The 13,070-nt window shown below is 31.5% G+C and carries 12 protein-coding genes; 5 read left to right on the forward strand and 7 right to left on the reverse strand.

The window, feature by feature from the left end:
- Positions 1-10 precede the first annotated feature (10 nt).
- From INR78_RS11130 to INR78_RS11140, 3 genes are all read left to right on the forward strand, one after another.
- A complete protein-coding gene (locus INR78_RS11130) occupies positions 11-1,228 on the forward strand; it encodes a hypothetical protein (protein ID WP_223076564.1) in 1,218 nt (405 codons plus the stop codon).
- Positions 1,229-1,413: 185 nt separating this feature from the next.
- Complete coding sequence (locus tag INR78_RS11135) at positions 1,414-4,185, forward strand: T9SS type A sorting domain-containing protein (protein ID WP_223076565.1); 2,772 nt, start codon at positions 1,414-1,416, stop codon at positions 4,183-4,185.
- 8 nt (positions 4,186-4,193) lie between these two features.
- Positions 4,194-4,739, forward strand: coding sequence for a hypothetical protein (locus INR78_RS11140; RefSeq protein WP_223076566.1), 546 nt, complete (start codon positions 4,194-4,196; stop codon positions 4,737-4,739).
- A gap of 67 nt (positions 4,740-4,806) precedes the next feature.
- Here INR78_RS11140 and INR78_RS11145 read toward each other — a convergent pair whose 3' ends face one another.
- The 7 genes from INR78_RS11145 to INR78_RS11175 all read right to left on the reverse strand — a co-directional run bounded on the left by INR78_RS11145 (position 4,807) and on the right by INR78_RS11175 (position 10,635).
- Positions 4,807-5,169 (reverse strand): hypothetical protein, encoded by a 363-nt coding sequence (locus tag INR78_RS11145; RefSeq protein WP_223076567.1) that lies wholly within the window; start codon positions 5,167-5,169, stop codon positions 4,807-4,809.
- Positions 5,170-5,316: 147 nt separating this feature from the next.
- Positions 5,317-6,435 carry a DNA polymerase III subunit beta gene (gene dnaN, locus INR78_RS11150; RefSeq protein WP_027879870.1) on the reverse strand — a complete coding sequence of 373 codons (1,119 nt, stop codon included), beginning with the start codon at positions 6,433-6,435 and terminating at the stop codon, positions 5,317-5,319.
- Positions 6,436-6,522: 87 nt separating this feature from the next.
- Entirely contained in the window at positions 6,523-8,199 is a 1,677-nt protein-coding gene (gldG, locus tag INR78_RS11155; protein ID WP_223076568.1) for a gliding motility-associated ABC transporter substrate-binding protein GldG, read from the reverse strand.
- The gene (locus INR78_RS11160) at positions 8,192-8,677 is read right to left on the reverse strand and encodes a hypothetical protein (RefSeq protein ID WP_223076569.1); all 486 of its coding nucleotides are present in this window, start codon (positions 8,675-8,677) and stop codon (positions 8,192-8,194) included. Before INR78_RS11160 ends, gldG begins: the two co-directional genes overlap by 8 nt.
- Positions 8,674-9,393, reverse strand: coding sequence for a gliding motility-associated ABC transporter permease subunit GldF (gene gldF / locus INR78_RS11165; protein WP_223076570.1), 720 nt, complete (start codon positions 9,391-9,393; stop codon positions 8,674-8,676). The genes INR78_RS11160 and gldF overlap by 4 nt, the downstream gene beginning before the upstream one ends.
- A 101-nt stretch (positions 9,394-9,494) precedes the next feature.
- Complete coding sequence (locus tag INR78_RS11170) at positions 9,495-9,791, reverse strand: putative quinol monooxygenase (RefSeq protein ID WP_223076571.1); 297 nt, start codon at positions 9,789-9,791, stop codon at positions 9,495-9,497.
- A 10-nt stretch (positions 9,792-9,801) separates the two neighbouring features.
- A complete protein-coding gene (locus tag INR78_RS11175; RefSeq protein ID WP_223076572.1) occupies positions 9,802-10,635 on the reverse strand; it encodes an S-adenosyl-l-methionine hydroxide adenosyltransferase family protein in 834 nt (277 codons plus the stop codon).
- 118 nt (positions 10,636-10,753) lie between these two features.
- On the opposite strand from INR78_RS11175, the gene INR78_RS11180 reads away from it, so the two are divergent.
- Both INR78_RS11180 and INR78_RS11185 read left to right on the forward strand, forming a co-directional pair.
- The gene (locus INR78_RS11180) at positions 10,754-11,707 is read left to right on the forward strand and encodes a PhoH family protein (protein WP_223076573.1); all 954 of its coding nucleotides are present in this window, start codon (positions 10,754-10,756) and stop codon (positions 11,705-11,707) included.
- Between the two features lie 205 nt (positions 11,708-11,912).
- Complete coding sequence (locus INR78_RS11185; RefSeq protein ID WP_223076574.1) at positions 11,913-12,863, forward strand: phosphoribosylaminoimidazolesuccinocarboxamide synthase; 951 nt, start codon at positions 11,913-11,915, stop codon at positions 12,861-12,863.
- The last annotated feature ends 207 nt before the right edge of the window (positions 12,864-13,070 follow it).

The following is a 13,070-nucleotide window of genomic DNA, read 5'->3' on the forward strand; positions in this document are numbered from 1 at the left end:
CACAATTCTTATGAAAAAAATAGTTCTATTATTCGTTTTGGCATTATGCTACAACGTCTCTCATGCGCAATTTGGTAAAATGCTTAAAAAGAAAGCCAAAGCAGCAGTAGAGAAGAAGTTAGATAAAAAAGAAAGTAGCAATTCGTCTTCAAAATCTGAAAACGCTTCAGGAATGGTTGGCAGTTCTTCAACTGAAACTTCATCAAAAACCGAATATACCGACGAAGAATTTAAAGCAGAATTAGCCAAAAAATATCCTAACGACCAAGCAAAGCAAGATTTATATTATCAAAAATATCTTGAGAAAAAGCAACAAGAAGCAGAAGCTAATAAGCCTAAATCTACAAATTCAGTAAGTGATGAGTTTTTATACATGTCATATCCATTTGCAATGACAAAGGGCATGAGCGCAGTTGGTGTAGATCGTGTAAAAATAAGACGTCAAATGACAGACATGGGTGATAATGTAGATTTATTACCTGCACAAGATCCAGATTATGCATGGTTACGCTTTTTAACCACACCAGAACTAGTAGCTATGTCACCAGAAGGATATATTGGTTACGAGTTGGTTTCAGGAATGTTTACAACCAAAGTAGGTGCAGACCGATCGCAAACTTTAGAGCTTGGTACAGGTATGCCAATTTTAGTAAGAGGTATGCTAATTGCAGACGATGTTTTTGTTATTTATGCAGCATCGCACCAAGGTGGACACGCATTTAACGTACCATCGTACATGATTCAAGATGATATTACCATTCTAAATGTGATTGGTAAAGGCGAACAACAATTTCATTTAGAGTGGTTAGAAAAAGCGAAGCCAATTGTAAAAGAGTTTGAAGCCACGTTAAAAGCTAATTATGATGCAGCTGCAAAATCAACCATGGATGCTATAAAAATGCCAAAAGCAGGTAGCATGAATGGTAATACATCATTAGTGAGTTTTGCTAAAGAAAATGTGTCTAAAACTATTGCAAAAGATGGTGCAAAACTTCTAAAATTAAACATAGAATCTAACGATTGGAGTATTGTAAAAAACAAATACACAGGTCGTATTTTATACCGTTGGATTAAAGGCGCATTCACAGAAAAAAATAAAAATAACGACTGCTATTTACAAGGTTTTTTAATCAAGCAACAGCACAATGGTAGTGGTTATGGCAGTTCACAATTTGGTGGTGTTATTCACGGACAAATGCCATACGGACAAAAAATGAATTGCGAATAATTAATATACGCTATTAACCAAAATTTTTAAAGTCTGCTTATTTAAGCAGGCTTTTTTTATAATATTTAGTGTAAGAATAATCTTCATAAATCATTCAGAAAGAAATTAGAGCTATTCAGAAAAAAGCACATTGAAAACCTTTAAAAGTGAAGTTATTTTGTTGTTGAATATTAATCTCAACTACAATGAAAAAACAATTACTCTTATTAACCTTTTTAGTGTTTGGTTTTACGCAAGCACAAACCATAATTTATGTCGATGTTGATGCAACAGGTGCAAATAACGGAAGCAGTTGGGCAAATGCTTACACAAGTCTTCATAGTGCTTTAGGAATCCAAACCATAACAGGTGCTCAAATTTGGATAGCAGAAGGAACTTACATGCCTGTTAATAAAAACACACCAATGCTAAACCAGTACGGAGTTAGTATTTATGGCGGTTTTGTGGGTACTGAAACGTCTCTTTCGCAACGTAGCACGGATCCTTGGGCACATCCTGTATATTTAACAGGAGATTTAGCGCTAGATGATACTAATGAATTACCTAGTGCAACATCTGCAAATAAAACAGATAATGCACCAATTATTCTTAAAGTAGAGCCTAATTCAGCAAGTAAAACTCAAGAAATTACTCTAGACCGATTGCATTTTGTTAATGCTTATGGTGGTAGTGCATTGTATAGCCATCCATCATCTTCAAATGAAGTGCAAAGAAAAATTACAGTGCAAAATTGTAGGTTTTCAAGAAATTATGCTTCAACAAGACCAGCAATGGATATTTGGTCTAATGAAACTGTAAATGATTATCCTTTTGAGTTATTTAATAGTATACTAGATGAAAATGTATCTAATTCAGGATATGCATTTGAATATCGTATCACAAATTATATAAATCTTGAGCATGATATTTTTATTGCTAATAATATGTTTATAGGTAACAAAGTAGAAACTGCTAATGCTTCAGGTAGTGTGGCACGTTTTATAAGTGCAACAGGTGGTTCAACAAGATTAAATGTGTATTTTCAAAATAACACCTTAACTTTAAATGAAGAAGGTAGCAATGTAACATCTGATGTAGCTAGTCCAATACGTTTTGAGACAGTAGGTTCAGCAGAAACAATAGGGTTTTGGGGTAATAATTTATATTTCAGTAATTATGGAACATCTGACTACATAGGAACTCAAGATACAAGTTCCTCAACTATTTCAACTGGTTATGCTAATGCATCAGAGTTTACACCTGTAATAGGTTCGGCTAATTTACTAACTAATTACACGTTATCAGAGAGTCCTTTTGTTGATATTTTTTCTGGAGATTTTATACCTGTTTCCGCTTATAGAGATAATGGAGAAGCAACTCATAACTATGGTTATTATAGCAGTTTTAATCCTACGACCGATTGTTATATGAACCCTAGAAGAAATGCAGATTCATCGATAGGGTTAGGAGCCATTCAATATACAGATACAGCTATGCTAACAGGACCAGGTAATATAGCGCCATTATCATTACCAGAACCACCAACAGTTATATACGTTGATGCAAATGCTACTGGAGCTAATGATGGTACAAGTTGGACTAATGCTTATACTTCTTTAGATGACGCTAATATACCTAGTTTAGGTAGTGGATCTAAAATATTTGTAAAATCAGGGACTTATAAATTAACATCTGGCGAAATTAGTATTAATTCAGAAATAGAGATTTATGGTGGTTTTAACGGAACAGAAACTTCTGAAACAGATAGAGATTTATCTATTGTAAATACAAGTAATGCAACTATAATTTCTGGTGATATATTAGATGATGATATTTCTGGTGATTTTACGCAAAATAAATCAGATAATTCATCAAGTTTGTTCAATTTAGCAGCTAATAATGTAATTATTGATGGTTTTGTTTTAAGTAACTTTTATACAACATCAGGTAGCCCAATTGTAAAAGTAACCACTAATGTTTCAAATTTTGAATTATCTAACACATTAATTAATAATAATTATAGTAACAGTATTTTATTTGATTGGAGAACTTTTTCAGGTACTGTATCAATCAATAATGTTGCCATTACAGATAACCAAACTAATAATGGTCTTATACTACTACAACATAACGATACTAACTCAAGTACTTTAGAATCCAATTGGTCTAATGTGTTAGTTGCTAATAATACTTATAACGCAGATTGGGGAGCAATTTGGTTTAGAAGAGGAACTTTAAATAATGATGGCAGACTATTTAAAAGCTCATTAACTAATGTGTCTATTATAGATAATGTTAATAACCATGCATCTACTCAACAAGTTATTAATGTTAGTAGTGGAAGTGGTTGGGGAGTTTTTGAATTTAGAAACAGTCTTTTTTGGCAAAACAAATATAATGGAGGTCAATTAAGTACAGTAGATATTGAAAACAGTAAAACTGCTGAAGGAGATATCCAAACAGTTAGGGTATATAATACTATTGCTATGGTCGGTAGCGGTGTAACTTCTGGAACTTTTGATAATTCAAATATCACACTTTTAGATCCAACGACTGATAACTTAAATTTAGATGCCGAATACAAACCAACATCAGCTTCAAATTATATTGTTGATCAAGGAGATAACACTTACTACGATATAGCTTTATTTGGCGATTTAGATTTATCAGGTAATGATAGAATATTTAACACTACGATAGATTTAGGAGCTTACGAGTACAATTCTACATTAAGTGTTGATGATATTTCTTTAGATGAAAACACAGTAAAGTTATATCCAAATCCAGCAACAGACGTTGTAAATATTAAAACAAATCAAACTATTAAAAACGTAAGAGTTTTTAATGTAAATGGTCAAAAAGTACTTGATATTGCTAATCAATCTCAAATTAATATTTCTAATTTACCAACAGGAATGTACTTTTTAAACATAAACACTAACCAATCAAATCAAACAATAAAAATCTTAAAACAATAATTTTTAAAATGAAAAAATTAAACAAACTTGTAATTTTATTTTGTCTTGCTTTAACTGTATTAAATTGTTCTTCAGACGACGATAACAACACAGAACAACCTCAAAATACAAATGTTATTACTTTAAATAATGAAACTTATGTTGTTAATAGCGTTTTCGTAGAGCCTTCGGTAGGCGATAATACATATGTAAGTTTTATTAATAAGACAGAAACTGAACTTTTAGATGCCATAAATAATGGGACTCAACTTGATAATGTTAATATATTTGGTATACGCATTAATCAAAGTCCATTAGCAGAACAAACATATAGTTTTTCTGATATGTCAAACTTTCAATTTGAAGAAAACGCTCAGATTATTAATGGAGAACTAGAAGATGGTGATACATTATTAGATAGTAATAATTCTAATACTAATTTAAACGCATCTGCAGGCAGTTTAACATTAGAAGTATACACTACAGATCAAATTGAAATTAGTTTTCAGTTTACAAGAAATGATGGTGTAATAGTTAACGGAACTTATAAGGGAGATTATCTTTACTATGATTAATATTTAACCTTCAAGTTAAATATAAAACGCAACCTTTATAGGTTGCGTTTTTTTATTTTATAAAATTTTATTGTTTAATAAACTCTAATGTTGATAAATCATTAATTATTAGGTTACCATTTTCTGTAAAGGAGTAATTAGAAATAATTGTATGGCTATCAAAAATTAAAGTAATTTTGTTGTTAGAAACAGACCAATCAAAACTAATTGCTGTAGATACAATACCTTCTGCTGTTGTATGTTTATCTGCTGTGTAGCCAAAATCGTTGTCTTCAAAATGTATACTATGCTCATAAGTGCTATCGTAATCACTTCTTAACCATTTGCCAATCAAAATATTATTGTCGGTAGTTGTATTATCATCATCATTACTGCATGACCATAAAGTAAAACATAATAAAACTAATAATAGTCTATTAAAATACATCATTTGTTCTTGGATTAATTGCTTAGTAAAACACTTTGGTAATTAGGGAAGCCTTTCACTATTTCAAAAGTAAAAAATATCAAACGATTTTAAATAAAAAAAGCCACAACATTTAAGTTGCGGCTTTTTTTTAAATTTATGTAGTTGGGTTTAGCTATTTAGCATTACCGGCATTACTAACATGGTTACAAATTCGCCTTCTTCAAGATCGTCTACTGGTGTTAAAATACCAGCTCTGTTAGGCATACTTAATTCTAATTGAACGTCTGCAGAACTTAAATTGTTTAGCATTTCTGTTAAGAAACGTGAGTTAAACCCAATTTGCATATCATCTCCTTGGTAATCACAAGTTAAACGTTCTTCTGCTTTGTTAGAATAATCTATATCTTCTGCAGAAATATTAAGTTCGGCACCAGCAATTTTAAGTCTTATTTGGTGTGTTGTTTTGTTAGAGAAAATACTAACACGACGTACAGAGTTTAAAAACTGTGTGCGGTCTATAGTTAATTTGTTAGGATTTTCTTTTGGTATAACTGCTTCGTAGTTTGGATATTTACCATCAATTAAACGACAGATTAATACGGTATTTTCAAAAGTGAATTTAGCATTAGAGTCATTGTACTCAATAGTTACTTCATCTTCATTAGCTCCTAAAATTCCTTTTAATAAGTTTAAAGGTTTTTTAGGCATAATAAACTCGGCTACTTGAGACGCTTTAACATCTTCTCTTGAATATTTTACAAGTTTATGAGCATCTGTAGCTACAAAGGTTAATCCTTCTGTAGAGAATTGAAAAAATACACCACTCATTACTGGACGTAAATCGTCATTACCAGCAGCAAAAATAGTTTTGTTTATTGCAGTAGCTAATACATGAGCCGGCATTGCAGTAGAGCTAGGATCTTCTAGGCTAACTGCTTTAGGGAATTCGTTTCCGTCTGCGTAAGCTAATGCATATTTACCATGGTTAGAGCTAATTTCAACAGTGTTGTTTTCTTCTACAACAAACGTTAAAGGTTGCTCAGGGAAAGTTTTTAAAGTATCTAATAATAAACGCGCAGGGATAGCAACGCTTCCTTCGTTATCACTTTCTACGTCTAATACAGCAGACATGGTTGTTTCTAAATCACTTGCAGAAACGGTTAGTTTTGATTGCTGTAATTCAAATAAGAAATTATCTAAAATTGGAAGTGTATTGGAGTTGTTTATTACACCACCTAAAACCTGTAATTGCTTTAGTAAATAGGTACTTGATACAATAAATTTCATCTATTTATATATTCGTTAAATTCGGTTAATTGTTGTATTACAAATATATTGTTAATGTGTTTAATTAGGAAACAAACTTATTAACACTTATTTGGCGTATTTTTTCTTGCGGAAGTAGTTAAAACTAAAACCAAAAATCCCTAACAACACCAATGGTAATAAGATGTTTAAGAGTTGCCATTTGGTTTTTTCTTCTGTGATTTTTTCTGAATTTAAAAACGCAACTGCTATTTCTTTTGATCGAATGTTTATAAGTCCGTTATCGTCAAGCAGATAATTAGCAGCGTTTACTAAAAATTCTTTATTACCAAAAAACTGATTTAATTTAGAATCGTATCCTAATTCTTTAGGTCCATTTCTGTCAATTTCATTTTTAATTACATCACCATCAGAAATTACAATCATTTTAGTTGGCACACTTTCGTTTTTTACATCTTTTAAATCGAAAGGTTTTACACGATTATTATATACCGAAGTAAATTTACCTTCTAATAATACGGCTAGATTTTGAGAGCCTTTATTAAATGATGCAGGATCTTGTTGATTATTAACTTCATCTAGACTAATCTCACGCGGTGTACCTTCTAATTTTGAAAGTGGTGCGCTTTGTAGCAAAACTGTCTTTTTAACGGTCTTTAAGTTGTTTTTTAAGGTGTCTATTGGACTAGCAAAATCAAACTTTATGTAGTTTAAGTTGTTTACCACAGGATGCGTACTAATACCTTGTGCTAATGGCGAATACGTCCAAGGGAAACGTTCTGCTCTAGTATTGCTACCTTCACCAGATAATAATACGATAGGCGCAGAGTACATAGAGCTAACTAATACAGGATTAATCCTAACGCCGTACTTAAAGAAAAAATCGGTTAAATTTAAGTCTCTAGCTAAAGCTACATTTTTACCAAAATCGTTATATAAACTATCTTTATCCATAGCAACTTGGTCTATTAGCCAAAGACTTTTTCCACCATTCATAGTATATTGATCCAATACAAATTTTTCTTCTTCTGTAAAGGCTTCGGTTGGTTTTGCAGCAATAATTAAATCGAAATCTTGTAAACTCTTTAATGTTTTTTCTGGATTATTGCTAACGCTATCTAAAGTAAAAGGCGCTATAAAATAGTAATCACGAAGTGTTTTAACATAATCTGCAATGTTTAGATTATCCATTTCGTTATTACCTTTTAAAACTGCTATTTTACGACGTTTAGGATTGACCAATTTACTAATACCATCTGCAAATGCGTATTCTAAATGCTGTACGGAATTGGTAACTAATTGCTGTTGCGTTTCGCCAATTTTATTTTTTACTAACGGAATTTTTACTGTTACCTCATCATAACTAGCTAATGCCCAAGGAAAAATAACCTCTTGACTTTGTTTACCGTTTTCTTGAACATTTAACTGCATTGGTGTTAAACCACGAGCATTAAGTTGTTTGATGGCTTGATCACGAGTGTCTTCGTCTTCGGTAGGATTTATAAACTTAAATGAAATATTGTCGTTGTAAGCTCTAAACTCTTCTAGCAATTGCTTGGTTTCACTTTGTAAACGTCTAAATTCTGACGGAAAATCTTCACCTTCTAAAAAGACATCAATTACAATAGGAGTTTCAGCTTTTTTTATAATATCTAAAGTTGCTTCATTTAGTGTATAACGCTGATCTGTAGTTAAATCGAAACGCTTGTAAACCTTAGTACTAATAAAGTTTACAGCAATAATAGCTACAATAACTATGATGATATGTTTAAGTGACTTATTCAAATTTTTTCTCAAGTTGATAGTTTCTTATAGATTGTAAAGTATCGTTTTTAAATACAAATTCTAAGCATTCTTGATCTTTAGTAAACGCACCAGGTTTAAAACCTAAATTATAGTTCCATTTATCTTTAGAGTTTGCTTTAATAGAATCGTCCCAACCGTACCATTCTGCTTTTCCTAATTTAGATTTAATTTCGGCTTTGGTTTCTCCTATAAAAGTAGTATCGTTTAAAATATCGCTCATCATCTCAAAGCGTTGAGCAGGATATTCTTCCCAATCCTCAGCATTAAAATATTTTTCGTGATGATAACTACTAAATATATTAACCATTGGATATAGCAAGTAAAAATAGGCAAAAGGTGTAATAACTATAGCTATTAAAAAACTTAGCCACTTTTTATTTCCGATGGTTTTTACAAATAGCCAAACCAAAACAAAAGTTACAATAAACGATATAACTAAAGGAACGGTAATTATCATGCTTTTTGGCGATTTATTATTTGTGTTGTAAAAAAGACAAACAATGCAGTAATACTTAAAAAGTATATAATATCTCTAGTATCTAAAACACCACGACTCATGCTTTTAAAATGTGCAGACATGCCTAAATTATCAATAAAATTACTTGATGTAAAATCTGCAATACCTTCAAAACCTATATAAAAGAAAAAACATGAAAATACAGCAATTATAAAAGCTACAATTTGATTGTCTGAAAGGGTAGATGCAAATACACCAATAGCAGTATATGCAGCAACTAAAAATAACAATCCAAAATAAGAGCCTAAAGTGCTACCAACATCTAAATTACCTTCTGGGTTACCTAATTGATAAACTGTATATACGTAAAGTAGAGTTGGTATTAGTGCTATGATAATTAATAAAAAGGCACCAAAATATTTACCTAAAACAAGCTGTAATGTGCTAATAGGTTTGGTTAATAACAACTCTAAAGTACCTTGTTTTTTCTCGTCACTAAAGCTACGCATGGTAACCGCAGGAATCAAGAAAATTAATATCCAAGGAGAAAGTAAAAAGAACGAAGATAGATCTGCAAAACCATTATCTAAGATGTTAAATTCGCCTTTAAATAACCATAAAAATAGTCCGTTAAGTAATAGGAAAATAGCTATAACTAAATAGCCTATTGGTGAGGCAAAAAACGAGTTAATTTCTTTTTTTAGAATGGCTAGCATTTATTAATGTTAAGTGTTTAAAGATTTAATTATACAATACTTTAAGGTGTAAAGTTAAAAGTTTTATTATTAAAACTCTATTTATCAACCAAAGAAAACAGTTAGTGTAATAAAGCAATCTTATCTACACTCCAAGCTTCAGGTTTTGCGTTAAACAAAGGTTTTGTTTTTGCCCAAACACCTTTAAATAATTCAGAATTTCGATATTGTTCTAAATCTTCTTCTGTATTCCAATAACTATACGTAAAAAAGATATTACTATTGTGTTTATCTTGATATAATTCTAGCAACTGGCAACCTTCAAAAGCTCTGATTTTATGTTTTACTGTTTCAAAATTAGCTTTAAAAACGTTTATATTTTCTTCAGCAAAACTCAATTTTACAATTCTAACAAACATTTTTTTGCAATTATTTTTTAAAGTTAATAGTTACAGTGTCTCTTAATCCTAGTCCCATTAACGTGCTTGCGCCACCAACAGTATTTGTGTTGCTTTTGTAAATTGCAATTTCTAAAAAGTTTGAGCTATTAAAGACAACAAGACCTCGTCCTTCATCGTGACGCTGAGCTTCAGGGATTTCAAAATTTACTATATCACTATATTTGTTATGTATAGTTTTAAATTTATGGCTTCTTGCAGAAATTTCAAAAGTTCTACCTTTTTGTAATTGTTCAAAAAACGATTTTCTAATATTAGTAACGACATTACCGTAATTGTCTATATAGATTATGCTGCCTATTATCTGTGTTTTTTCGTCATTAACATAAGGCACTAAATTTTTTATTGGTTTAATGTTATTAATAGCTTTACCTATAACTTCTAGAGTTCCTCCTCGTGCAATATGGCACGCTACTTTTACAAACACATCTAAAACCGGAAAACTAGTTTCTATTTTATCGTGTATATTTATTTCAACAATTTTTTTAGGAGAAATAACATTGGCAATCATGCTCATAATTCCGTTATTGGCACAAATAAAAAAATGATCGTCAAGCTCTACAGCAATATGTTTGTTTTCTGGGTTTAATTCAGAGTCAATTCCTATAACATGAATGGTCCCTTTAGGAAAACTACTGTACGCGTTTTGAATAATGTAAGCAGCTTCAGAGATATTAAAAGGAGATACAGAATGAGAGATATCAACAATTCTAACATCTGGTAACTCAGTATAAATAGCGCCTTTAATTGCGCCAGCAAAGTGATCTTTCTCTCCAAAATCGGTTGTTAAAGTGATGATAGCCATTAATTTTGTTGATATTTTTTTAATATACAACACGCAAAAATTGCGTAAGTTTGTTTAGTAGCATTTATGCCAACAAAACTAATAAAATTGTACAGATTAATTTAAAATTTAAACGCTTTTGAACGAAATAATTATTGAACTTGAAGAGATTTCTCCAAAAGATTTTTTTGGAACTGGAAACGAACACATTACTACATTAAAAAAATATTTCCCAAAACTTAAAATTGTAGCAAGAGGAAATAAAATTAAAGCTTACGGTGATGAAGATCTACTAGAAGAGTTTGATAGGCGTTTAAATATGTTATTTGAACATTTTGGTAAGTACAATAAGTTAGATGAAAATATTATAGAACGTGTATTGACTAGCCAAAGTAAAGAAGACTATACAACATCAGAACATAGCGGAGAAACCATAGTACACGGCGCAAATGGTAAAATTATCAAAGCGCAAACAGCTAACCAACGTCGTATGGTAGAGTTAATGCGTAAAAATGATATGGTTTTTGCTATTGGTCCTGCAGGAACAGGTAAAACATATACTGGTGTTGCTTTAGCGGTGCAAGCTTTAAAAAATAAAGAAGTTAAGCGTATCATTTTAACAAGACCAGCGGTAGAAGCAGGAGAAAATCTAGGTTTTTTACCAGGCGATTTAAAAGAGAAATTAGATCCGTATATGCAACCATTATATGATGCGCTACGCGATATGATTCCTGCTGAAAAATTAGCTAATTACATAGAAACAGGCATAATCCAAATAGCACCATTAGCCTTTATGCGTGGTCGTACATTGGATCATGCATTTGTTATTTTAGACGAAGGTCAAAATACAACACACGCACAAATGAAAATGTTTTTAACCCGTATGGGTAAAAACGCTAAGTTTTTATTAACAGGTGATCCTGGACAAATAGATTTACCACGTCGTACTATTTCTGGATTAAAAGAAGCATTATTAATTCTTAAAAATGTAGAAGGCGTTGGTATGGTCTTTTTAGATGATAAAGACGTTATTAGACACCGATTAGTGAAAAAGATTATAGAAGCTTACAAGAATATTGAAAATAGAGAGTAGGCATTTGTTAGCGTTAGCAGTTATCTGTTGGCAGTTTGTGATAATTATTAAAAAGAAATCAAAAAAATAAAATAACTTTGCGCTTTTCTATTGAAATTTCAGTGTTTGTCAGTTATAAATAGACATTTATAGTTTGTGACAATTAGTGAAATTCGTGTCAAAATAATACAATCCATAAACCCAGAATCGTAATTCGTAAATCAAAATGAGTAACACCATTATAAAATCTAACTTTAATTTTCCTGGTCAAAAAAGTGTATACAAAGGAAAAGTAAGAGAAGTTTACAATATTAACGACGACAAATTAGTCATGATTGCAACAGACAGGCTAAGTGCTTTTGACGTTGTTATGCCAAAAGGTATTCCTTACAAAGGTCAAATACTAAATCAAATTGCAACAAGTATGATGAAAGCAACCGAAGATTTAGTCCCAAATTGGTTAACAGCAACACCAGATCCAAATGTTGCTGTTGGTCATTTATGCGAGCCTTTTAAAGTAGAAATGGTAATACGTGGTTATCTATCGGGTCACGCTGCACGCGAATATAAAGCTGGTAAACGCATACTTTGCGGCGTAGCTATGCCAGAAGGCATGAAGGAGAATGATAAATTTCCAGTACCTATCATTACACCAGCAACCAAAGCAGAAATGGGTGATCATGACGAAGACATCTCGCGCGAAGATATTTTAAAACGTGGTATTGTTAGCGAAGCAGATTACAATGTTTTAGAAGATTACACACGCAAATTATTTGCTAGAGGAACTGAAATTGCTTCAAAACGCGGATTAATTTTAGTAGATACTAAATACGAATTTGGAAAAACCAAAGACGGTAAGATAGTCTTGATAGATGAGATACACACGCCAGACTCTTCACGTTATTTTTATGCCGATGGTTACCAAGAGCGTCAAGATAATAACGAAGCCCAAAAACAACTGTCTAAAGAGTTTGTACGCCAATGGTTAATTGCTAATAATTTTCAAGGGTTAGAAGGACAAACCGTACCAGAAATGAGTGACGATTACATCCAAACCGTATCTGACCGTTACATAGAGTTATACGAGAACATTATGGGCGAAACTTTTGTAAAAGCAGACGTCTCTAACATAGAAAGTAGGATAGAAGCTAATGTGTTAGATTATTTAAACGCCTAGATTTTTAAATAAAATATATCAATAAAAAAAAGCTCACGTTTTGTGAGCTTTTTTGTGGAGTTTCGTTTAATGAAAAGATAAAGCGAGTTTCCAATTCGCGTTATCGACTGTTAAACGAAGTTAGCAGAAAATTTTGACAAAGTCAAATGACGCTTCATTTTAATTTTTAACAATAAAAAAAGCCTGAAAAACAGGCTTTAATAGAGT

This window comes from Mesoflavibacter sp. SCSIO 43206 (assembly GCF_019904215.1).
Classification (GTDB): Bacteria; Bacteroidota; Bacteroidia; order Flavobacteriales; family Flavobacteriaceae; genus Mesoflavibacter; species Mesoflavibacter zeaxanthinifaciens.